This is a genomic window from Micromonospora sp. NPDC050187, assembly GCF_044459745.1.
GTDB lineage: Bacteria > Actinomycetota > Actinomycetes > Mycobacteriales > Micromonosporaceae > Micromonospora.
In genome coordinates, this window is record NZ_JBITJH010000002.1 from 458,706 (window position 1) to 480,357 (window position 21,652).

19 protein-coding genes are annotated in these 21,652 nt (G+C 73.9%); 6 read left to right on the forward strand and 13 right to left on the reverse strand.

Features of this window, described 5'->3' with window-relative positions:
- Positions 1 to 154: 154 nt before the first annotated feature.
- The 7 genes from ACIBJE_RS05215 to ACIBJE_RS05245 all read right to left on the reverse strand — a co-directional run bounded on the left by ACIBJE_RS05215 (position 155) and on the right by ACIBJE_RS05245 (position 8,154).
- Entirely contained in the window at positions 155 to 1,207 is a 1,053-nt protein-coding gene (locus tag ACIBJE_RS05215; RefSeq protein WP_088984338.1) for a S1 family peptidase, read from the reverse strand.
- A gap of 324 nt (positions 1,208 to 1,531) precedes the next feature.
- Positions 1,532 to 2,431 (reverse strand): NAD-dependent epimerase/dehydratase family protein, encoded by a 900-nt coding sequence (locus ACIBJE_RS05220; RefSeq protein WP_396743099.1) that lies wholly within the window; start codon positions 2,429 to 2,431, stop codon positions 1,532 to 1,534.
- An 11-nt stretch (positions 2,432 to 2,442) separates the two neighbouring features.
- The gene (locus tag ACIBJE_RS05225) at positions 2,443 to 3,564 is read right to left on the reverse strand and encodes a cytochrome P450 (protein WP_396743102.1); all 1,122 of its coding nucleotides are present in this window, start codon (positions 3,562 to 3,564) and stop codon (positions 2,443 to 2,445) included.
- A complete protein-coding gene (locus ACIBJE_RS05230) occupies positions 3,557 to 5,050 on the reverse strand; it encodes a class I adenylate-forming enzyme family protein (protein ID WP_396743105.1) in 1,494 nt (497 codons plus the stop codon). Before ACIBJE_RS05230 ends, ACIBJE_RS05225 begins: the two co-directional genes overlap by 8 nt.
- A 31-nt stretch (positions 5,051 to 5,081) precedes the next feature.
- The gene (locus ACIBJE_RS05235; protein ID WP_396743108.1) at positions 5,082 to 5,819 is read right to left on the reverse strand and encodes a glycosyltransferase family 2 protein; all 738 of its coding nucleotides are present in this window, start codon (positions 5,817 to 5,819) and stop codon (positions 5,082 to 5,084) included.
- Positions 5,816 to 6,847: a 3-oxoacyl-ACP synthase III family protein gene (locus tag ACIBJE_RS05240; protein ID WP_396743111.1), complete on the reverse strand. Its 1,032-nt coding sequence runs from the start codon at positions 6,845 to 6,847 to the stop codon at positions 5,816 to 5,818. The genes ACIBJE_RS05235 and ACIBJE_RS05240 overlap by 4 nt, the downstream gene beginning before the upstream one ends.
- A gap of 155 nt (positions 6,848 to 7,002) precedes the next feature.
- A complete protein-coding gene (locus tag ACIBJE_RS05245) occupies positions 7,003 to 8,154 on the reverse strand; it encodes a peptidase M23 (RefSeq protein WP_396743506.1) in 1,152 nt (383 codons plus the stop codon).
- A gap of 197 nt (positions 8,155 to 8,351) precedes the next feature.
- Between ACIBJE_RS05245 and ACIBJE_RS05250 the strand changes: the two genes are divergently transcribed.
- Positions 8,352 to 9,179: a class I SAM-dependent methyltransferase gene (locus tag ACIBJE_RS05250; RefSeq protein WP_396743114.1), complete on the forward strand. Its 828-nt coding sequence runs from the start codon at positions 8,352 to 8,354 to the stop codon at positions 9,177 to 9,179.
- Positions 9,180 to 9,245: 66 nt separating this feature from the next.
- On the opposite strand, the gene ACIBJE_RS05255 is transcribed toward ACIBJE_RS05250, so the two are convergent.
- The 3 genes from ACIBJE_RS05255 to ACIBJE_RS05265 all read right to left on the reverse strand — a co-directional run bounded on the left by ACIBJE_RS05255 (position 9,246) and on the right by ACIBJE_RS05265 (position 12,816).
- Positions 9,246 to 10,319, reverse strand: coding sequence for a histidinol-phosphate transaminase (locus tag ACIBJE_RS05255; RefSeq protein ID WP_396743117.1), 1,074 nt, complete (start codon positions 10,317 to 10,319; stop codon positions 9,246 to 9,248).
- 89 nt (positions 10,320 to 10,408) lie between these two features.
- Positions 10,409 to 11,755, reverse strand: coding sequence for an MFS transporter (locus ACIBJE_RS05260; protein ID WP_396743120.1), 1,347 nt, complete (start codon positions 11,753 to 11,755; stop codon positions 10,409 to 10,411).
- Positions 11,756 to 12,081: 326 nt separating this feature from the next.
- Positions 12,082 to 12,816, reverse strand: coding sequence for a LuxR C-terminal-related transcriptional regulator (locus ACIBJE_RS05265; RefSeq protein ID WP_396743123.1), 735 nt, complete (start codon positions 12,814 to 12,816; stop codon positions 12,082 to 12,084).
- A 367-nt stretch (positions 12,817 to 13,183) separates the two neighbouring features.
- Here ACIBJE_RS05265 and hutH point away from each other — a divergent pair, with 367 nt between their 5' ends.
- The 5 genes from hutH to ACIBJE_RS05290 are packed head-to-tail and all read left to right on the forward strand — an operon-like array spanning position 13,184 to position 19,184.
- A complete protein-coding gene (hutH, locus tag ACIBJE_RS05270; protein WP_396743126.1) occupies positions 13,184 to 14,821 on the forward strand; it encodes a histidine ammonia-lyase in 1,638 nt (545 codons plus the stop codon).
- On the forward strand, positions 14,818 to 16,326 hold the full coding sequence (locus ACIBJE_RS05275) for a 4-hydroxyphenylacetate 3-hydroxylase family protein (RefSeq protein WP_396743129.1): 1,509 nt from the start codon (positions 14,818 to 14,820) through the stop codon (positions 16,324 to 16,326). Before hutH ends, ACIBJE_RS05275 begins: the two co-directional genes overlap by 4 nt.
- 46 nt (positions 16,327 to 16,372) lie before the next feature.
- Positions 16,373 to 17,131, forward strand: coding sequence for a dioxygenase (locus tag ACIBJE_RS05280; RefSeq protein WP_396743132.1), 759 nt, complete (start codon positions 16,373 to 16,375; stop codon positions 17,129 to 17,131).
- 17 nt (positions 17,132 to 17,148) lie between these two features.
- The gene (locus ACIBJE_RS05285) at positions 17,149 to 17,706 is read left to right on the forward strand and encodes a flavin reductase family protein (protein WP_396743135.1); all 558 of its coding nucleotides are present in this window, start codon (positions 17,149 to 17,151) and stop codon (positions 17,704 to 17,706) included.
- Positions 17,703 to 19,184: a UbiD family decarboxylase gene (locus ACIBJE_RS05290; RefSeq protein ID WP_396743138.1), complete on the forward strand. Its 1,482-nt coding sequence runs from the start codon at positions 17,703 to 17,705 to the stop codon at positions 19,182 to 19,184. Before ACIBJE_RS05285 ends, ACIBJE_RS05290 begins: the two co-directional genes overlap by 4 nt.
- A 144-nt stretch (positions 19,185 to 19,328) precedes the next feature.
- Here the strand turns inward: ACIBJE_RS05290 and ACIBJE_RS05295 are convergent, their stop codons facing one another.
- Genes ACIBJE_RS05295 through ACIBJE_RS05305 form a run of 3 tightly spaced genes read right to left on the reverse strand, consistent with a single transcriptional unit; the run spans position 19,329 to position 21,591 of the window.
- On the reverse strand, positions 19,329 to 20,267 hold the full coding sequence (locus ACIBJE_RS05295; protein ID WP_396743141.1) for a LysR substrate-binding domain-containing protein: 939 nt from the start codon (positions 20,265 to 20,267) through the stop codon (positions 19,329 to 19,331).
- 51 nt (positions 20,268 to 20,318) lie between these two features.
- A complete protein-coding gene (locus ACIBJE_RS05300; protein WP_396743144.1) occupies positions 20,319 to 21,371 on the reverse strand; it encodes a ketoacyl-ACP synthase III family protein in 1,053 nt (350 codons plus the stop codon).
- Positions 21,372 to 21,420: 49 nt separating this feature from the next.
- Complete coding sequence (locus ACIBJE_RS05305) at positions 21,421 to 21,591, reverse strand: MbtH family protein (RefSeq protein ID WP_396743147.1); 171 nt, start codon at positions 21,589 to 21,591, stop codon at positions 21,421 to 21,423.
- Between the last annotated feature and the right edge of the window lie 61 nt (positions 21,592 to 21,652).

The window sequence follows — 21,652 nt, forward strand, 5'->3', positions numbered from 1 at the left end:
GGGGGGGCCGCCCCCGGGGGGGGGGGGGGGGGGGGGGCGGCCCGCCCCGGGGGGGGGGGCCCCCCGGGGGGGGGGGGGGGGGGGGGGCCGCCCGGCCCCCCCCCCGGGGGGCCCCCCCGGGGGGGGCCCCCCCCCCGCTGCGGGGGTCGGACGATCAGATGATCTCGACGCCGTAGACGCTCAGCGCCTCGGTGACCGGCTGGAAGTAGGTGGTCCCGCCGGTGGAGCAGTTGCCGCTGCCGCCCGAGGTCAGGCCGAGCGCGGTGGAGCCGCTGACCAACGCGCCGCCGCTGTCGCCCGGCTCGGCGCAGACGGTGGTGCGGACCAGGCCGGTGACCGTGCCCTCGGCGTAGTTCACCGTGGCGTCGAGCGCCTGGACCGTCCCGTTGTGCAGGCCGGTGGTGCTGCCGGAGCGCTCCACGGACTGACCGACGTAGGCGTCCGCGGCGCCGGTGATGTCCCGGGTGGTGCCGTCGTAGAGGTAGACGCTGCCGTCGGCGGCGGACGCGGCGGTGTGCTGCACGATGCCGTAGTCGTCGCCGGGGAAGCTGCCGGTCCCGCCGGTGCCGAGCAGGGCGCTCTGCCCGGAGTCGGCGTACCAGTTGCCGGTGATGTCGGTGCAGTGGCCGGCGGTGAGGAAGTAGTGGGTGTCACCACTGCGGACGTTGAAGCCGAGCGAGCAGCGTCCGCCGCCCTCGGCGTAGATGGCCTCGCCACCGGCGGCCCGGGTGCTCAGCACCCCGGACTCGCGCTCGACGCGGACCGTGCCACCGAGCCGTTCGGCGACCGCCTCGACGCGCTTGAGCTTCGCGCCGGTGACCGTGCTGTCGACGGAGACGACCACCTGGTTGGTCGCCGGGTCGGTCCACCACGCGGTGCCGGGGATCCGGGCCGAGCGGTCGAGTTCGGTGGTGGCCCGCTTCAGGTCGTCGGCCCCCCGGGTCACCAGCTTGGGGGTGGCGCCGGCCGCGCGGACCTTCTTCGCGGCGGCCTCGTCGGTGACGGTGACGACCATCGAGCCGTCAGCCTGGGCGTACGTCCCGGCGGAGCGGTCGCCGAGGGTGGCCGCCAGCTTGGCGGCCTGGTCGGGGGAAGCGGCTGTCTCGGGGGCGGCCTGAGCGGGTGCGCCGGTCAAGGAGCCGATGACCAGCACACCGGCCACCGCGGTGGCGGTGACGTGGCGCAGCGGGGACCCGGAGAGTCGCATGTGCTTACCTCCATGTACGAGGGCGGGCCGCCGAACAGGCAGCCCCGGGCAACCTTTCGGCTGGTGAGGCTCAGCCGATCGGGGTGCGTCGAAGTATTCACACGTCTGACATCCGTCGCAAGCGTGCCGGTTGGCCGGACTAGCGGCTCTTCGCTGCTTCAGTGCCGACAGTGGCCTGTCGGATGTTTAGTGGCGATTAAAGCTATCTGCGCAGGTCAGCACGGTTGCGATGGAACCCGTCGGTAACATCGGCGAGCTGTCCGTCGGAGCGCTCCCAAAAAAAGTCGAATTTTCTGCCGGACACCGCCCTCGGCGGTGCCGCCGTCACCCGCCGAGGTGGCCCAGGTAGTCGTCGAAGGTCCGGTCCGGCCGGTACCCCCGGGCGCGGGCCCGGCCGATGTCGAGGACCATCCCCCGGGCGAGCTGGTCGACCGCGTACCGGGTCAGCAGCGGCGGCCGGCGGGTCAGCCGGGCCACGGTGGTCGCCACGGTCGCCGCGGCGTTCGCCACACCCACCGGCAGGTGGGCCAGGCGCGCCGGACTGCCGGTCGCCGCGAGCACCCCGCGCAGGACCGCGTCACGCGAGTACGGCCGATCGTCGGCGACGTTGTACGCCCCGCCCGGCCAGGCGGACGCCGCCAGGCAGGCGTCGGCCAGGTTCTCCACCGCGGTGAGGCTCAACCACACGTCCGGACCGGGCACCGGCAGCCACCGCCCCCGGCGGGCGGCGAGGAGCCGGGGCAGCAGGTGCGGGTCGCCCGGCCCGTAGACCGCCCGGGGACGCAGCACCACCGCACCGGCCGCCAGGGCGAGCCGTTCCCCGGCGGCCTTGGTGCGCCCGTACGCGGTGAACTGACCGTCGACCGGATGGTCCTCGTCGACCGGCCCCGCTCCCCCGGGCCGGTAGACGCTGGCGCTGCTCACCCAGACCAGCAGACGGTCGCCGACGGCGTCGAGCAGCCGGGCCGTACCGTCCACGTTGACCGCCCGGTAGGCGCGTTCGGCCGCCGGACCCGGCACCGGGTCGCCGACCGCCGCCGCGAGGTGGACCACCACGTCCGCCCCGGCGAGGTCGGGGACCTGCCGGGAGGCGTCCCACGGCACGTGCCGGCCGACCGGTCCCGGGCGTCGGCCGAGGCACCACACCCGGGCTCCCGCCGCCTCGGCGGCCCGCGCCACAACGGAGCCGCAGAACCCGCTCGCCCCGGTGACCGCGACCCGCACGCCGGTCAGGTTCACCCGGGAGCCCGGACCACCAGGCGTGCCCAGCCGGGCAGCGCGGCCCGCCCGTCGGCACGGGCCGACACCACCACCGGCCGGTACGGCGCCAGGGCGGCGAGGACGTCGGCGAGCTGTGCCCGGGCCAGCCGGGCGCCGGGGCAGGAGTGCGCCCCCGCCCCGAAGACCAGCCGTGCGGTCCGGGTGGGCGCGGGCGCGGCACAGTCCGGTCCGGACCGGTGCGCCCCGGCGGCGTGCCGGGCGACCAGCAGCAGCCGGTCCCCGGACCGGACCGGACAGCCGGCCGCCGTGCCGGCACCGGCGGCCACCCGGGGCAGCAGCGGAGTCGGCGCGGTGACCCGCAGCAGTTCGTCGACGAGCACGTCCCGGGTGTCGGCGTCGGCCGCGGCATCCCAGAGCCGGTCGTCGGCACACCAGGCCACCGCCCGGGGGACGCCGGCCACCGTGGTGTTCACCGCCGCGACGGCGAGCATGCCGGCCAGCGCGGCCCGCTGCGGGGGCAGGCCGAGCAGGTCGGCCAGGTCGGCGACGGCGCGGCGGGCGGCGCGGGCGCTACCGGGCCGGCGCGGGCCGGGCAGATGCTCGGCGGCGGCCGTGGCGGCCGCGCGGCGCGCGGCGTCGGCCAGGGCGAGCGGATCGACGTCCACCCCGAGCAGCGCCGCCGTGGTCGCCCCGGCCAGCTCGGCCACCACCGGCACCAGGTCCACCGCCGCGCCGTCGTCCAGCGGGGCCAGGCGCTCGCGCAGCACCCCCGTCCAGACCGGACGGAGTTCGGCGACCCCGGCCGGGCCGAGCCCGTCGGCGAGCGTCCGGCGGGCGTGCCGGTGCCCGGCGCCCTCCTGGTCGAAGAGGAGACCGTCGGTGCCGAGCCGGCGGGCGGTGCCGCCCACGGTGCCGGCGGCGAGCCGGTCCAGCGGAATCCGGGTCAGCGCCGCGAGGTAGGCGTCCGTGTCGTGCACCAGCACGGTCCGGCCGATCCGCAGCGCCGGCCAGCGGCGGGTGGCGGTGAGCAGGGTGAACAGCACCGGATAGCGGCGCAGGTAGACCCGGCGGTCCCGGCGTCGCCCCCGGCCCGGCCCCGGGTGCCGCCGGTCGGCGGAGACGCTCGGGTCAGTCACGACGGTACCGCCGGCCGGTCGGTTCGGCATGCCCCGTACGGGCGGCGGCCAGGGCCGCCGCGGCGGCCCGGTCCGGTTTCCGGGACCGGCCGGAGGTCGGCACCGTCGCGACGACCAGCGCGTCGGGGCGGGCCGCCCCCATCCGGGTCAGCACCGGGTCGAGGCAGCGGCGCAACCGGTCCGGGTCGACCCCCGGTTCGGGTTCGACCACGGCGACCAGCCGCTCGTCCCCGTCGCCGGCCGGCACTCCGACCAGCACCGCCAGGTTGACCCCGGGCACGTGCAGCCCCGGCTCGTACAGTCCGGGATAGATGTTGACGGCACGGCGCAGGACCATGTCCTTGCTCCGGCCGGCCAGGACGAGGCGTTCGCCGTCGTAGCGGGCCACGTCCCCGGTGTCCACCCACTCGGCCGGTGGCTCGCCGAGGTAGCGGTGCGCCTGGCCCGGCCCGGCGAGCAGCAGTCGACCGTCCGTCCCGATCCGGGTCCGTACGCCCGGCAGCGGCGACCCGACGAGGTCGCCGGCACCGGTGAAGGCGGACTTCTCGGCCGACTCGACAGCGGCGGCCGGGAAGAGTTCGGTCAGCGCGTACACCCCCCAGGCCTCGTCCGCGCCGGCCTGCCGGACCCGGTCGAGCAGGGTGGCGCTCACCGGGGCGGAGCCGCTGTAGAACCGGCCGCTGAGCCGGGGCCCCTCGGCCAGCAGGGCCCGCACCTGCGGCGGGGTGAGGTAACTGGCCTGGGGACGCAACCGGTCCAGCTGACCGGCGAGCCGCCGGGGTGACCGGGCCGGCAGCGCGACCGGGGCGCCGCTGGCCAGGGCGGGTATCAGCACGAAGAAGGTGCCGCCGAGCACCGGCTGGTCCGGTCGCGGCCGGACCAGGTCGGCGACGGCCCGCATGCCGGCGTCCAGACCGGAGCGGCGGTGGACCACCGCCCGGGGTCGGCTGGTGGTGCCGGAGGTGAAGATGATCACCGCGTCGCCGTCGTCGTCGACGGGCGTGGGGGCCGGTCCCGGGCGGGGTCGCAGCGCCGGGGCGCAGCCGGGCAGCCGGCGACCGACGGTGCGGACCGGTCCGAGGTCGGCCAGCCGGGGCAGCGCCAACCGGGCGCGGCCGGCCAGCGGTCGGGCCCAGCCGGCGACCGCCTGGGCGGCGGCGTCCGCGACGACCAGGGCGGGACGGGCCAGGGCCAGCCGCGCGGTGAGCACCTCGGGGCCGGCAGAGGGGTCGAGCACCGCCACCCGCAGTCCGAGCCGGTGCGCGGCGAGCAGGACCGCCAGCGACCGGGGACCGGGGCGCACCGCCACCCCGAGGGTGTCCCCGGCGACCAGCCCGTGGTGGTGCAGGGCGGCGGCGTAACCGTCGGCGAGGTCGGCCAGGTCGCCCCGGGTGGCACGGACCCGGGGTCGGCCGGAGGCGGTGGCGGTGAGCACCGCCGGGGCGTCCGGACGGCGGCGGAGGGTGGCGGCCAGTTCGTCGAGCACGGATGTCTCCCGGTGGGGCAGGGTGAGGGGGTCAGCGCGGGTCCGGGGAGAGTTGGCCGCTGCCCCGGTCCAGGTACCAGGCCGCGCTGCGCAGCAGTCCGTACGCGCGCAGCCGCCGGGTCGAGTTCTCCACCACCATCGTCCGCTCCTGGACGATCGCGTCGGTGACCCGACGGACCCGGTTGAGGAACTCCCGGTCGGTCGGGGACGGCCGGCGGGGCATCCCGCCGGCGGCGAGGTAGGCCCGCGCGGTGATGGCCATGTTGTTGCCCGCGTGCATCCGGTACGGGGCCCGGTAGCCGGAGCCCCGGTGGGCGGGACGCAGCCGCCCGAAGGTGGCCGCGACGGTGACCACGCAGCGGAACCCGGCCCGGCCGAGCGGGCCGTGCTCGTCGCGGCGGGCCTCGATCCGCCCGCACGCCATGGCCGCCCCGGCGGTGAGCGCGCGGCGGGCGGCGGCCACCCATCCGGGTCGGGGCAGGCAGTCGGCGTCGGTCCGGGCGATCAGGGTCGCCCCGTGCGCGATGGCGTACCGGAAGCCGGTGTCCACGGCCGCGCCGACGCCCTTCTGCCGCTCCTCGATCAGCAGGGTCGGCACCGGCGACCGGGCCGCGAACCGGCGGACCACGTCGGCGGTGCCGTCGGTGGAGGCGTTGTCCACCACGAGCAGGGTGAACTCCCTGTCGCTCTGCACGGCCAGCGCGTCGAGCGTGGCACCGATCCGGGTGACCTCGTTGTACGCGGGCACCACCACCCAGAGCGCGGTCACGACTTCTCCCAGACCATGGTCATCAGGCTGACCCCGCCGCCGAGGCCGATGAACAGCACCCGTTCCCCGGGGCGCAGCGCGGCCTCGACCCGGGCGAGCTGGACGCCGAGCGTGGCGCTGGCCAGGTTGCCCAGCTCGGCGACGGTGACCTCCAGCTTGTCCTTCGGCACGCCGGTCACCTCGACGAACCGGTCGAGGTACGGCAGGGTCACCTGGTGCACCAGCACCCGCGCGTAGTCGGACCAGTCGAGGCCGGTGCGGTGCCGGACCCGGTGCAGGATGTCCGGTCCGATCTTCTCGAAGACGTCCCGCAGGGTCCGCCCGTCGCCGGCGAAGTAGGTGTGCTCGTCGCCGCGCGGATGCCGGGAGCCGCCGCCGGGGATGCCGCCCACCGTCCAGTGCTCGGACCACGTCTCGGTGTCGACGTCGAGGATTCCGCCCCGGTCCACCGGCTCCACCAGCACGGCCGCGCCCGCGTCCCCGAAGGTGTAGCCGGCGAAGGCGCGACGGGCCTCGTCGAGGTCGGTGATCCGGGTGCGCATCGCCCGGGTCGGGGTCTCCCCGGTCACCACCAGGGCCCGACGGGCGCGACCGGCGAGGATGCTGGAACGGGCCAGGTCGATGCCGTTGAGAAAGCTGTTGCAGGCGTTGGTGACGTCCAGGGCGTGCGCGTGGCCGCCCAGTTCGGCCTGCACGATGTGGGCGGTGGCCGGCTCGACCATGTCCCGGGTGGCCGAGGCGAAGAGCAGCAGGTCCACCTCCTCCGGCTCGCGTCCGGCGGCGGCGAGCGCCGCCCGGGCGGCGCGGACGGCGAGAGTGGAGGCGTACTCGTCGTCGGCGGCGATCCGGCGGGAGGTGATCCCGGTCATCCGGGTGAGCAGCCCGGCCGGCAGGGGCAGGCCGCTGGCCTCGGCGATCCGGCGCTGGAGTTCGGCGGTGGAAACGACCTGGTCCGGCAGGCTGGCACCGACCGCGGTGATGCCCACCCGTCCCAGGGGCCGGTCGAGGGGTGACGTGGGGTCGGTCATGCGTCGAGCTTGCCGAACACCGCTGGCGGGCGGATGAGTAGGGGTGCTCATGTCCACCCGCCAGCGGACGTCGGATCACCGCAAACCGGGTGGCCGGGCAGGAGTCACCTGGCTTCCTGGCCCACCGGCGGTCATGGCAGGGGCCTCCGGTGGCGTCAGCACCAGCCGTTGACCGGGCCGTTCAGGCCGCTCCACACGAAGGCGTCGCTGACCCAGGTGCCGTCGCTGAGCCGGTTCCACAGGGCGGTGGCGCCGTACCGGCCGGTGTGCGTGGTGCCGTTGGCCGAGCAGGAGATGGTCACCGTCGCGCCGTCGCCCACCGAACCGGCCACCGCGTAGCCGGTGCCGGGGCCACGGCGCTTGTTCACCGAGCCGCCGCCGTTGGCGTCGACGATGGCCTGGTTGAAGCCGAGCGCGCCGTAGTTGTACAGCCCGCCGCCGGTGTTGACCCGCGTCGAACCGTGCAGGGCGTACCCCTGGTAGGCGGCGCCACCCTTCATGAACACCCACTTGCCGAGGCTGTGGTCGTGGATCTGCACGTACGCGCTGTTCTGCCGCAGGCCGAAGTGCACGTGCCGGCCGTAGGCGGCGCCGCCGCAGGTGACGTCGGTGCCGGTGTCGCCCAGGTAGGCGCCCTCGCCGACGCTCGCGCCGTTGACGTTGATGCTGTTCCACAGGTGGTAGTAGTCGGTGGAGTAGCCCCGGTCGTGGATGACCCGGATCCAGCCCCGGCACATGGTGTAGGCGGTGCCGCCGCGCGCGGCGAGCACCCGCTGGTCGCCGCCGGCCAGGTCGATGGAGCTGTACGGCAGTTCGCTGCCACCCCACCCGTGCGGTCCACCGGTGTACGACCAGGTCTGGCCGACGGCGTACGGCAGGCGCATGCCCGTGCGCATGTCACCGTTGGCGAGCATCGTCCCCGGCGACGGCGCGCCGAACACCTCCTTCTCCCGGGCCGACACGACGGTGGACGGGGCGTCCTCGGCGAGTTCGGCGAAGCCGGCCTCACCGTCGAAGGCCACCTGCCAGCCGGAGCGGTCCCGGTGGGCGACGAAGACCGAGCCCTTCGGGTACGCGTCCTCGACCTGCGGGGCGACCACGACGGCGGTGCCGAAGGCCCAGTTCCGGCCGTCGCGCCGGGTCACGGTGATCCGGGTGTCGTCAGCGTCGGCGGTGCGCAGGTGCGGGTCGGCGGTGACGCTCTTCTGGCCGAGCAGCCGGGCGGCCACCGCCGTGGTGACGTCACCGGCGGGGGCGGCCGTCGCGGCGGCCGGGGTGGCGGCGAGGAGGACGGCGGCGGACAGCATGGCCACCCGGACCGGACCTCGGATGTTTCTCCAGGACACAGGAACCCCCATCGTTCGACATCGACGAACTGGATCAGGATGAGGGGACGGTACCGATCACATTCAGGCTTGTCCATATATTGGGGTGGGATCGTCGCCGAGCGGGCGGTAGGGAAGTCGGTGGCGCGGTGGGGCCGGGTTGTGTCAGCGTCCACGCCATGCTCGACTACCGCACCGTCAACCGGGCCAACTGGGACGAGCGTGCCGCCGCCCACGCCGCCTCCCCGGACTACGCCGTCGACCGGTTCGCCGCCGACCCCGACTTCCTCAGCTCGGTGGTCCGGTTCGACCTGCCCCGCCTCGGCGACGTCGCCGGACTGCGGGGCGTGCACCTGCAGTGCCACATCGGCACCGACACCGTCTCGCTGGCCCGGCTCGGGGCGAGGATGACCGGGCTCGACTTCTCCGGGGCCTCGCTCGCCCAGGCCCGCCGACTCGCCGGCAGCGCGGGCGTCGACGTCGACTTCGTCGAGGCCGACGTCTACGACGCGGCGGACGTGCTCGACGCGGGCGGCTACGACCTGGTCTTCACCGGGGTCGGCGCGCTGTGCTGGCTGCCCAGCGTCGAGCGGTGGGCCGAGGTGATCGGGCGCCTGCTCAAGCCGGGTGGGCGGCTCTTTCTCCGGGAGGGACACCCGATGCTGTGGGCCGTCGACGACCGCCGCACCGACGGGATCCTCGCCCTGGAACTCCCGTACTTCGAGATGCCCGAGCCGTCCGTCTGGGACGAGGGCGGCACCTACGTGGCGACCGACGCGACGTTCACCCACAACGTGACCCACGAGTGGAACCACGGCATCGGCGAGGTGATCAGCGCGGTGTTCGCCGCCGGTCTCCAGGTCACCGGGTTCGTCGAACACGACAGCGCGCCCTGGGAGGCCCTGCCCGGCCGGATGACGCTCGGCGACGACGACGAGTGGCGGCTCACCGAGCGACCGGAGCGACTGCCCCTCACGTACACCCTCCAGGCCGTCAGGACCGGCTGAGCGACCCGGCTCCGGGTCCGTCCGGCGGCCCGCGCCGGGGTTGGCCGTCACGCGTCCCGGGCGTGCTCAGCCGGCTTTCGCCGGATCGGGCGCGCTCGGTGTGCGGACCAGCCGGAGGAAGGCGTCGTTCTCGGCCGGCTTCCCGACGCTGACCCGCACGCCCAGTCCCGGGAACGCGCGGACCAGCACCCCGTGCCGCCGACAGTGCGCGGCCAGCGCCTCGGCCCGGTCGCCGACCGGCAGCCACAGGAAGTTGGCCTGGCTCAGCGGGACGGCGAACCCGGCCCGGACCAGTTCCGTCCGCACCCGGTCCCGTTCCCGCCGGATCCGGCGGCACCGGTCGCGCAACTCGTCCCCGGCGTCGAGCGAGGCGAGGGCGGCGGTCTGCGCGAGCGCGTTCACCGCGTACGGCAACGCGAGCCGGCGTACCGCGTCGGCGACCGGCGGCGGGAACACGCCGTAGCCGACCCGGAGCCCGGCCAGCCCGTACCCCTTGGAGAACGTGCGCAGGACCGCGACGTTCGCCCGCGCGCGGGCCGGGACGACGCCGTCGGGCACCCGGGGGTCGTCGACGAAGTCGCGGTACGCCTCGTCGAGCACCACCAGGACGCGGTCCGGCACCCGGTCGAGGAACCGGTCCAGGCGCTCCCGGTCGACGGTGGTGCCCGTCGGGTTGTTCGGGTTGCACAGGAAGACCACCCGGGTGGCCGGGGTGACGGCGGCGGCCATCGCGTCGAGGTCGAGGACGTGCTCGCCGGTCAGCGCAATCGGCCTCGGCACGGCACCGGCGGCCCGGCTCAGCACCGGGTACAGCTCGAACGACGGAGCGCCGGCCACGACCTCGTCGCCCGGTCCGCAGAGCGCCTGGAGGACCTGCTGGCACAGGCTGACCGACCCGTCGCCGACGACGACCCGCCCGGCGTCGACCGCGAGGTGGTCGGCGAGCCGGGCGACCAGCCAGGCGGCGGACGGATCCGGGTAGCGGTTGACGCCCGTGGTGGCCGTGGCCAGCGCGCGGGCCGCCCCGGGCAGTGGCCCGTCGGGCACCTCGTTGTTGGCCAGTTGGACCAGCCCCGGCTCGACCAGGGTGGGCCGGTAGCCCGGTTCGGCGCGGGCGGACGCCCGGGAGGGGACGGTCATCGCGGCTCCTCGTCGTCGCGGGCGACCCGCCCCGACGCGGGTCGGGCCACCGCCGGGCGGGTCGACGGTGGACGGTGGACGGTGGACGGTCAGGCTTCGCCCGGGTCCTTTCCGACGTGCTCGTCGACGGCCGTCTGGCTGCCCAGGCCGGCCCGGAACGCCACCGCTACCACCACCACCAGGGCCGCGCCGGTGGCCAGCATCGGTCGGATGCCGATCAGGGTGGCGGTCACCCCGGCCACCAGCGCGCCGAGCGGGTTGGCCCCGAACCCGATCATCCGGTAGGTGCTGGTGACCCGACCGAGCAGGGCGTCGGGGACCAGTTCCTGGCGGACGGTCACGGTGACCACCATCCAGGTCATCGCGGCGGCCCCGAAGAAGAACAGGGACAGACCGGCGACGACCGGCGTCGGCAGCAGGGCCAGCGAAGTGAGGGTGAGGGTCACCACCAGGACCGCGGCGGTCAGCGCCGACCGGTCGCCCCACCGGGCGCGCAGCCGGGGCACCAGCGGCGCGACGGCCACGTTGCCGAGGGCGAAGCACGCCATCAGCAGGCCGTAGCCGAGGCTGCCGAGGCCCAGGTGGTCGTTGACGTAGAGGACGAAGATGCCGAGCAGTGCCCCGCTGACCAGGGCCATCGCCCCGTAGATGACCGACTGGTCGCGCAGCACCCGGTGCCGGTTGAGCCACCGCAGGCCCTCGATCACGTCCCGGCCGACGCCGGCACCGTCCGCCCCCGGCTCACGGCGGGGCACCCGGATGGTGAGCACGAGCACCGCGGCGAGCACGAAGGTGAACGCGTCCACGGCGAACAACCAGCTGACGCTGAAGGCGAACACCAGGCCGGCGATCGGCGGACCGATGAACTGCGAGGTGAGCACCTGCGCCGCCATGAGGCGACCGTTGGCCGCCCCGAGCTGCGCCGGGCCGACGACGGCGGGCAGGAAGGCCCCGGCGGCGGTGTCGAAGACCACCTGTGCGCTGCCCACGGCGAACGCGAAGGCCACGATGAGCGGAATGGACGGCTCGCCGACCACGAGCAGCACCGCGAAGGCGGCGACCACGATGCCGCGCACCAGGTCCGTGGTCCACATCAGGGTGCGCCGGTCGACGCGGTCGGCCAGCACCCCGACGAACAGGCCGAAGAGCAGCCAGGGCAGCGTGCCCGCGACGGTCACCGCGGCGACGTCGCCGGGAGCGCGGGACACGCTCGCGGCCAGCAGCGGCAGGGCGGTGTAGCGGAGGCCGTCCCCGAGGCCGCTGACGACCGCCGCGGTCCACAGGCGATGGAACGCCGCCGGCATACGGGTGGGTGCGCGGTCGTCGTCCGGGAGGGTCGGATCCGGCGGTACGGCATCGGCGGCGGGACGCTCCTGGACCGTGCCCGCCGATCCGATCTCGGTCGCGGAATCGCCGGGGGTCGTCGAATGATCCACGCGCAGAACCCTTCGCGTTCGGGGAGGTCAACCGGCCCGTCGTCGCAGGCCACGGAGTCGCCGGAGATAGCACCGGCCGACCGTACGTTTATCAGATCACGACCGACCGTAGTCGACATTGCGGGAGAGGGTCAACCTCGGCCATACGCCGAGAGCGAACGCCATTTCGGGCCGGACGGAGACGGATATGCTATCGGAGTCGATGGATGGATTACTGTTGTTCTCCCGCAGTTGTCGTCGGCCGCGTCCGGCCGGATGCGACCGTTCCAGCCCGCAACACCCACCGCGTGCCACGATCCTGCGGTCCGGATCGCCTGCGGCCGGCGTCACCTCTTCTCCGGACCGCCGCCGGCGATGATCCGCTGCCCACCCATCAGGTGGGCCAACACCTGGGTCCGGTTCTTCAGGTTCAGCTTTCCCAGAATGTTCGACACGTGGAACTTGACGGTCTTCTCGCTGAGCGACAACTCGGCGGCGATCTCCGCGTTGGACACTCCGGTGAGCATCAGGTCGAGGATCTCCGCCTGCCGGAGGGTGAGCGGGTCACCCCGGCCGAGCGGTCGCCCTGCCGACCCGCCGGGGCGCCCCGAGCGGACCAGCGGCCGCACGATCACCCCGGCGAGCCGGGGCGTGAGGTAGACACCGCCCTCGGCCACCGACCGGACGGCGAACCCCAGCTCGTCGGCGCCGCCGTCGCGGAACAGCAGTCCCCGGGCCCCGACCCGCAGATGTTCCCGACAGGAGTCCCCGGCGTCGAGACCGAGCAGCACGACCGCCCGGGCGGACCGCTGCGGGGCGAGCTGCGCGACGGACGCCAACACCGACGCGGACCCCAGGCTGTCCTCGTCGTAGACGACGACGTCGGCCGCCCACCGCCGGGCGGCGTCGGCGACCACCTCGGCCTCGGCCGCCTCGCCCACGATCGTGAACGCCGGGGACAGTTCCCCGAGCATCAGGCCGAGACCGGACCGGAATATCGGATGGTTGCCGCCGACGAGTATGCGGATGCGGCCCGTCGCGCCACCGACCGGCGCCACGGATTCTGCGAGACCAGCGCCCACCAGACCCTCCGTTCCGGCTAACTGCGGCGTATCTGTGGACACCGATGAGCCTACACAGGCGACGGGAATCAATCCAACGAAGGAAATTAAGAGTTACCACCGCCCGGTATCAGCGTTTCTGAATTCCTCCACCGAGCCTGCGACACCGCGACGACCTCGACCGCGGTCCGGCCACCAGCGGGTGGGCCGGACCGGGGACGGGGCCGGAAACCGGACCTGGGTCGGAAGACAGGACGCCACCGGAGTGCGCAGACTACGAAGGGTGTCGATCACCTGATCACTTCCCACCTCCCGGCGCCTCCCATTACCGGCGATCTCCGAGCACGATTCTGATTCCCCGTCCGGTCCACCCTGCGAGGAGCACCCGATGAACCGATCCATGCCGAGCGCCGATCTGGTGCTCGACGGCCGTTCGCTGACCATCGAGGAGGTGGTGTCCGTCGCCCGGCCGGCCGGGCAGGTCGCCCTGCGCCTGGGCGACGGGGCGGCCGACGCGATGAAGTCCTCTCTCGACCTCAAGCACGAACTGTTGGCGCAGCGCATCCCGATCTACGGGGTCACCACCGGCTTCGGGGACAGCTGCGTGCGGCAGATCGCGCCCGAGAAGGCCTGGGACCTGCAACGCAACCTGGTCCTCTACCACCTCAACGGCGTGGGCCCGACGGCCACGCCGGAGGTCGCGCGGGCGTCGATGCTGATCCGGGCGAACTCCCTGGCCCGTGGGGTCTCGGCGATCCGACCCGGGACCGTGGAGCTGCTGCTGCGCCTGGTCGAACGCGACGTCCTGCCGCTGATCCCGGAACGGGGATCGCTCGGGGCCAGCGGGGACCTGGTGCCGCTCTGCTACGTCGCCGCCGCGCTGATCGGTGAGGGGGACGTCGCGCACCGGGGCACGGTCCGCCCGATCGCCGACGCGCTCGCCGAGGAGGGACTGGAACCGGTACGGCTGGAGCCGAAGGAGGGCCTGTCCCTGATCAACGGCACCTCGTTCACCGCGGCCTTCGCCGCGCTCGCCACCGCCGACGCCGAGGAACTGGCCTTCGTGGCCGACCTGGCGACGGCGATGTCGTGCGAGGCGCTGCTCGGCAACGCGTCGCACTTCCACCCCTTCGTCCACGACAGCAAGCCGCACCCCGGGCAGGGCCACAGCGCCGGCCTGATCCGGGAGTTGCTCGCCGGCTCCGCGCTGACCACCTCGTACGAGGAGATCCTGCTGCGCCGGGAACCGCTGCGCGAGCGCGGCTACGTCCGGCTCGACCACCGGATCCAGGACAAGTACTCGATCCGGTGCGCGCCGCACGTCACCGGCGTGCTGCGGGACACGCTGTCCTGGGTCCGGCCCTGGGTGACCACAGAGATCAACTCCGCGACCGACAACCCGCTCTTCGACGGCGAGCTCGGCGCGCTGCACCACGGCGGGAACTTCTACGCCGGGCACCTCGGGCAGGCCATGGACAGCCTCAAGGTGGCCGTGGCCAACATCGCCGACCTGCTGGACCGCCAGTTGGAGCTGATCGTCGACGAGAAGTTCAACAACGGGCTGACCCCGAACCTGGTCAGCCCGACCGCGCCGGACGACGCGCGCGCCGGCCTGAACCACGGTTTCAAGGGCATGCAGATCGCCTGTTCGGCCGTCACCGCCGAGGCGTTGAAGACGGCCGCTCCGGCGACCGTCTTCTCCCGCTCGACCGAGGCGCACAACCAGGACAAGGTCAGCATGGGCACCATCGCCGCCCGGGACGCGCGGACCATCGTCGAGCTGACCCGCAGCGTCGCCGCCATCCACCTGATCGCGCTGGCCCAGGCGATCGACCTGCGGGGCGCGACGAACGCCTCCCCCGCCGTCCAGCGGGTGCACGCGGCGATCCGCGAGGTGTCCCCGTTCGTCGACGGCGACCGGCGGTTGGATCTCGACGTCGAGGCGGTCGCCGGGCTGATCCGCACCGGGGCGCTGCGCCGGGCCGCCGGGGTGACCACGCCGTCCGACCCGGTCCCGGTCGCGTGACCGGGCCGACGCCGCCCCGGCGTCCGCTGACCGGGGCGGAGTACGTGGAAAGCCTGCGCGACGGCCGGGAGGTCTGGCTCGACGGGGAACGGGTCCGGGACGTCACCACCCACCCGGCCTTCCGCAACCCGGTACGGATGACCGCCCGCCTCTACGACGCGCTGCACGACCCGGACACCGCCGGCCGGCTCACCGTGCCCACCGACACCGGCAGCGGCGGCCGGACGCACTCCTTCTTCCGGGCCCCGCGCAACGCCGAGGACCTGCTGGCCGACCGGGCCGCGATCACCGAGTGGGCCCGGATGACCTACGGCTGGATGGGGCGCAGCCCCGACTACAAGGCCAGCTTCCTGGGCACCCTGGGCGCCAACGCCGACTTCTACCAGCCGTTCCGGGACAACGCGCTGCGCTGGTACCGGGAGTCCCAGGAACGGGTCCTGTACTGGAACCACGCCATCATCCACCCGCCGGTGGACCGCAACCTGCCGCCGGACGAGGTGGCCGACACGTTCGTCCACGTGGAACGGGAGACCGACGCCGGGGTGGTGGTCAGCGGCGCGAAGGTGGTGGCGACCGGATCGGCGATCACCCACTACAACTTCGTGGCCCACCACGGCCTGCCGATCCGGCGCAAGGAGTTCGCGCTGGTGTGCACCATCCCGGTGGGCGCGCCCGGCGTCAAGCTGATCTGCCGTCCGTCGTACACCGCCGCGGCGGCGGCGCGCAGCCCGTTCGACTACCCGCTCTCCAGCCGGCTGGACGAGAACGACACCATCTTCGTCCTCGACAAGGTGCTGGTGCCGTGGGAGAACGTCTTCGTCTACCACGACGTCGAGCGGGCGAACGACTTCTTCCCGGGCTCCGGCTTCGTGCCCCGGTTCACCTTCCACGGCTGCATCCGGCTGACCGTGAAGCTGGAATTCCTGGCCGGGCTGCTGGCCAAGGCCCTGGAGATCACCGGCACGGCCGACTACCGGGGCGTGCGCAGCCGCTTCGGCGAGGTGCTGGCCTGGCGCAACCTGTTCGCCGGCATCAGCGACGCGATGGCCCGCAACCCGCTGCCCTGGGCGGGCGGGTCGGTCCTGCCGAACCCGGAGTACGGGATGGCGTACCGCTGGTTCATGACCGTCGGCTACCCCAGGGTCAAGGAGATCATCGAGCAGGACGTGGGCAGCGGCCTGATCTACGTCAACTCCAGCACCCGGGACTTCGCCAACCCGGAGGTCCGTCCCTACCTCGACCGCTACCTGCGGGGCAGCAACGGCTACGAGGCGCAGGACCGGGTGAAGGTGATGAAGCTGCTCTGGGACTGCGTGGGAACCGAGTTCGCCGGCCGGCACGAACTCTACGAGCGCAACTACGCCGGCAACCACGAAGGCGTCCGGCTCGACCTGGTCCGCCAGGCGGAGACCAACGGCCGGCTCGACGAGTTCCGCGCCCTGGTCGACCGCTGCCTCGCCGAGTACGACCTCGACGGCTGGACCGCCCCCGACCTGATCGCCTGAGCCGGTGCTCCGCCACCGGCCGGCCCCCCACCGAGGAGGACACGAGATGCCCGAGGACCGGGTCGCCGCCTTCGCCGGCGAACTCGTCGCACACGTCCGGAAGTCCCTGGTCCGTCAAGGGATCAGCTACGCGGACTACCAGACGATCAAGAGTTTCCTGATCGATGTCGGCGAGGCGGGCGAGTGGCCGCTGCTGCTGGACATCCTCTTCGAGCAGACGGTCGAGACGTTCAACGCGGTCGACGGGGCCGGCGCGGGCGCCGTGGAGGGGCCGTTCTACGTACCGGATGCCCCGCTGCGGCAGTCGCCGTGCGCGCTGCCGCAGCGTCCCGACGAACCCGGCCGGGTGCTCCGGCTGTCCGGCGTGGTCCGCAGGCCGGACGGCACACCGTTGCCCGGCGCGGTGCTCGACACCTGGCAGGCCGACGCCACCGGCGGGTACTCGCACTTCGCGCCGGAGCTGCCGGCGTACCTGCTGCGGGCCCGGGTGGTGACGGACCCGGCCGGACGGTTCGACATCCGGACCGTCCGGCCCGGCGCGTACCAGGTCCCGGCGGCCGGCCCGTCCGGCCGGCTGTTCGCCCTGCTCGGCAAGCATCCGTGGCGGCCGGCACACCTGCACTTCAAGGTCTCCGCGCCCGATCACCGGCCGCTGACCACCCAGCTCTACTTCGCCGACGACCCCTGGTTGGACAGCGACGTCGCCGAGGCGGTAAAGGACGAGCTGGTCCTCAAACCCCGTCCGGAGGACCGGGACCTGGTGGCCGAGTACGACTTCGTGCTGGCCGCCGAGGAGTCCGGCTGATCGTGGGAGGTGCCCGCATGGCCGTCGCGCCCCGCGACCTCAGAAGGCTGCTGGGGTCGTTCGCCAGCGGCGTCACCGTCGTCACCTACCCCCTGCCCGACGGTGGGGCCGGCGGCATCACGGTGAACGCCTTCACCTCGGTGTCCCTGGACCCACCCCTGGTGCTGGTCTCGGTGCACCGGACCAGTCGGGCGAACCGGCACCTGCCGACGGTGCCGTTCACCGTGAACATCCTCGCCGCCGGGCAGCGCGACCTGGCCCTGCACTTCTCCGGGCAGCTCCGCCGTCCGCTGGTCGAATGGTGCCGGAACCGCCCCTCCCCCCGGTTGGCCGACTGCCTCGGCTACGTCGACTGCGTGCCCTGGGCCCGCAGCGACGGCGGCGACCACGTCCTGCACCTCGGTCGGGTGGTCGACATCGGGCCGGGCAGCGGTGAACCGCTGGTCTTCTACCGGGGCGGTTTCACCGGCCTCGACACGTCGGCGGGCCGGGTGCCCGCCCGTACCCCGCAGGGAGTGCCCGCCGACGACGGCCCGTCGCGGCGGTGGCCCGGACCGAACGGAGGTGTCCCGTGACCGAACTCCCCGACCTGCGCAACCACCTGGCCGCGCTGGACCGGTTGGGTGAGCTGCGCGTCGTGAGCGAGGAGGTCGACCCGGACCTGGAGGTCGCCGCCTTCGCCCGGCACAGCTACGAGACCCGATCACCCGCCCTGCTGTTCGACCGTCCCCGGGGCGGGCAGGGCATCCGGCTGCTGGCCGGGCAGGCCGCCCTCAGCCGCGACCCGCACCGGCCGCTCGCCCGGGTGGCGCTGTCGCTCGGCATGCCGCCGGAGAGCACCGCCGCCGACCTGGTGCGGCGGCTGGCCCGGGTCCGCGAGCGGCAGCCGGTGCCACCACGGCTGGTGGCGGCCGGACCGTGCCAGGAGGTGGTACGCCTCGGCGCGGACGCCGGCCTGGACCGACTGCCGGTGCCGACCCTGCACCTCGGCGACGGCGGCCCGTACGTCAACACCTGGGGCACGATCGTGGCCCGCACGCCGGACGGGTCCTGGACCAACTGGTCGATCTCCCGCGTGCAGCAGCTCGACGACCGGCGGATGACCGGTCTGTTCGTGCCGGGGCAGCACCTGACCATGATCTGGCAGATGTGGGCCGAACGGGGCCAGCCGATGCCGTTCGCGCTGTTCCAGGGCGGTGCCCCGGCCATCCCGTTCGTGTCCAGCATGCCGCTGCCCGACCACGTCGACGAGGTCGGCTACCTCGGCGCCCACTACGGCCGGCCGCTGGACCTCGTCCGGTGTGTCAGCGTGGACCTGGCGGTGCCCGCCGACGCCGAGCTGGTGATCGAGGGAACCGTCTCGACGGACCGGGACGCCGACGAGGGCCCGTTCGGCGAGTACCCCGGCTACCTGGTCACCGAGACCAGCCGGCAGCCGGTCTACACCGTCACCGCGGTCACCCACCGGCACGACGCGGTGTGGCCGCTGGTCGCCGAGGGCCGCCCGGTGGACGAGTACCACACCGCCGCCGGGCTCTGCTTCTCGGCCGAGGCGCTGGGCCTGCTGCACGCGGCCGGCCTGCCGGTGACCACCGTCTGGTCACCGTTCGAGACCGCCAACCACTGGCTGGTGGTGACGGTGGCCGCCGACTGGCACGAACGGCTGCCGCACACCGGCACCGCCGAGCTGTGCGACCGGATCGGCGAGGTCGTCTGGGCGAGCAAGTTCGGCTTCACCGTGCCGAAGCTGTTCGTGCTCGACGACGACGTGGACCCGGCCGACACCGGGGAGCTGCTCTGGGCGCTCGGCACCCGGCAGCATCCGGTGGACCGGAGCGCGGTCAGCGTCGGCGAGATCCTGCCGATCCTCGCCTGCTACTCGGACGCCGAACGCCAGGCCCGGACCGGCCCCCGGGTGGTGCACGACTGCCTGCTGCCGCCGGTGGGCGCGGGGCGTCTCGCGCAGAGTTCCCTGCGCGAGGCCTACCCCGCCGACCTCCAGGCCCGGGTACGACGCCACCTGGACCGCACGCCCACACCCACACCCGGCTGAGGCGGTCGCCAGGCTGCGGTGGTTGCCGGGGGTGAGGTGGTTGCCGGGGTCCCCTCCTACCGTTTTCTGCCGAGGAGGGGACCCCGGCAACCACCCAGGCGGAAGGCGGAAAGGTCGGGCAGGGAGGTGGGGTGGCGGGGGTGGTCAGGAGCGGCGGGCCGGAAGCGGCACCCGGGGCGGGACCTCCGGGCGGATCGCCGAACGGGCCGCCTCGACCAGCAGTTCCCGCATGATGTTCGCCGAGCGCAGCTGGGTCAGGCCGAGCGGCTGGGCGGTGTGGATCCGCCCGGTCAGGCCGGGCTCCGCGACCGGGCGGGCCACCAGGTCCGCGCGGAGCACCGGCACCGCCAGCGAGGAGACCAGCCCGACGCCGACCCCGGCCGCGACCAGCCCCTGCACCGACATCTGGTCGTCGGTGCGCAGCACGACGCGGGGCAGGAAACCGGCCTGCGCGCAGACCTCGGGCAGCACCTCGTCGACGGGGTTCTGCCGGGTGCCCTGGATCCAGTTCTCCTCGGCCAGGTCGGCCAGGGAGATCGGGCCCGCGCCCGCGAGCCGGTGGCCCACCGGGAGGATGACGTGCAGCGGGTCGTCGAGCAGGTGACCCAGTTCCAGGCCGGTGAGCTGCTTGTGGTCCTGCCCGTCGAAGACGTACACGAGTGAGATGTCGAGCTCGCCGGTGACCAGCCGGTGGGCGGCCTCGGCCAGGTCCACCCGGTGCAGGGTGAGGTCGACCGCGGGGAAGCTGCGCCGGAACCGCGCCACCGCCCGGGCGACCAGGGTCGCGTCGGCGGTGGGGAAGGAACCGAGCCGGAGCCGGCCGCCAGTGGCCGCGGCGATCGCCTCCAGGGTGCCCTTGGCGGCGTGGTACTCGTCCAGGATCCGCTCGACGTGGTCGAGCAGGGCCCGGCCGGGTTCGGTGAGGCGGACGCCCCGGGGTAACCGCTCCAGCAGCACCGCGCCCAGTTCCCGTTCGAGGGCGGAGATGTGCTGGGACACCGCCGAGGTGGTGTAGGTCAGGTGCTTGGCCGCCCGGGTGAGCGAGCCCTGCCGTACGACCTCCTTGAACACAGTGAGCCGCACGAAGTTCATGGTGGTGGCCTCCGATCGCCGGGGCAGAGGGGACGGGGATGGTCAGGACCGGTCGGTGGACGTACCGACCGGTGCTCCCGGTCCGGTGGTGGTGATCTCCAGCAGTGCGCTGGTCCAGCTGAAGCCGAGACCGACGCCCACCAGCAAGACCCGGTTTCCGGCCGACAGGCGACCGGTCCGGCGCAGGTGGGCGAGGTTGGCGAACTGGTCGCCCGCGCCGAGATGACCGATCCGGCGGGCGTTGTCCCAGGAGGTCCGCTCGACGGGGATGCCGAGCGGCTCGAGGAACTCCCACTGCACGAGGTCACGGCCCAGGTTGGGCAGGACGAAGAGGTCCACCGAGGACAGGTCGCCGCCGGCGGCGGTGAGGGTGGCGGTCACGTTCTCCCGCAGCCCGGTGGTCAACCGGTGGGAGAGCTCCGCGAAGCCGGCCCGCTTCAGGTACCGGCGCTTGAACGCGCGCAGGTCCAGCGGACGTCCACCGGGGACCGGGGCGTCGTGGAAACGCTCGACGTCCCGGCCCAGCTCCTCCAGCTCGGGATCGGTGCGCGAGGTGACGGCGTGCAGCCGGGCGAAGCCGCCCCGGGCGGACAGCACTGCGGCGGCGGCGCCGTCGGAGTAGACCACCCCGGCGTCGGTGGCCCATCGGTCGAACCCGGGCAGGGTGAACCGGTCGGCGACGGTGATCAGGGCCGCCGCCCGGTCCGGGTCGGCCAGCAGGTACGCCGCCGCCAGTTCCAGGGCGGCCATGGCGCTGTTGGAGGCGGCCCGCACCTCGTACGCCGGCACCCGGCTGCCGATCAGCTCCCGCAGGACGTAGGTGGCCGGGGTCCAGAAGTCCTGGCCCTGGTAGTAGCTGGCGCCGTGCAGCAGCAGGGCGATCTCGTCGGGGCTGTCGGTGTCGGCCAGCGCCTGCCGGCCGGCGTGGACCGCCATCTCCGCCGGCGAGGCCGACGTCTCGACCAGGACGAGGTCCAGTTCGTCGTCGTCGTGGTCGGCGGCGGCGTAGCGGCCCTCCCGGACCGCGTCCGCCGCCCGGACCGGGGCCGGCAGGTAGCTGCCGACCCCGCTGATGTACAGCTCTCTGTTCCACACCTCGGTGTCTCCCCCGTGTGACCGTGCCGGACGTACTGCGTCCCGCGACTCAGCGGGCCGATCTCGGGCGGATGTCGGTCCACACCCGGTCGATGTGGTCGAGGCACTCCTGTTCGGTGCCCCGGTGGCCGGTGGGCTGCCAGCCGGCCGGCGGCTCGGAGTCGGCCGCCCAGATCGAATACTGTTCCTCGTCGTTGACCACGACCAGAAACTCCCGCATGGCCTCGTTCTCCTCTCGCTGGTGGTGGGTGGACGGATCGGGGCGGCGGCCACCGACGCGA

Excerpts from the sequence above, each read along its gene's own strand:
- ACIBJE_RS05215 (WP_088984338.1), bottom strand. The coding sequence starts at position 1,207 with ATGCGACTCTCCGGGTCCCCGCTGCGCCACGTCACCGCCACCGCGGTG.
- ACIBJE_RS05240 (WP_396743111.1), bottom strand. The coding sequence starts at position 6,847 with ATGACCGACCCCACGTCACCCCTCGACCGGCCCCTGGGACGGGTGGGC.
- ACIBJE_RS05245 (WP_396743506.1), bottom strand. The coding sequence starts at position 8,154 with ATGCTGTCCGCCGCCGTCCTCCTCGCCGCCACCCCGGCCGCCGCGACG.
- ACIBJE_RS05250 (WP_396743114.1), top strand. The coding sequence starts at position 8,352 with ATGCTCGACTACCGCACCGTCAACCGGGCCAACTGGGACGAGCGTGCC.
- ACIBJE_RS05255 (WP_396743117.1), bottom strand. The coding sequence starts at position 10,319 with ATGACCGTCCCCTCCCGGGCGTCCGCCCGCGCCGAACCGGGCTACCGG.
- hutH (WP_396743126.1), top strand. The coding sequence starts at position 13,184 with ATGAACCGATCCATGCCGAGCGCCGATCTGGTGCTCGACGGCCGTTCG.
- ACIBJE_RS05280 (WP_396743132.1), top strand. The coding sequence starts at position 16,373 with ATGCCCGAGGACCGGGTCGCCGCCTTCGCCGGCGAACTCGTCGCACAC.
- ACIBJE_RS05285 (WP_396743135.1), top strand. The coding sequence starts at position 17,149 with ATGGCCGTCGCGCCCCGCGACCTCAGAAGGCTGCTGGGGTCGTTCGCC.
- ACIBJE_RS05305 (WP_396743147.1), bottom strand. The coding sequence starts at position 21,591 with ATGCGGGAGTTTCTGGTCGTGGTCAACGACGAGGAACAGTATTCGATC.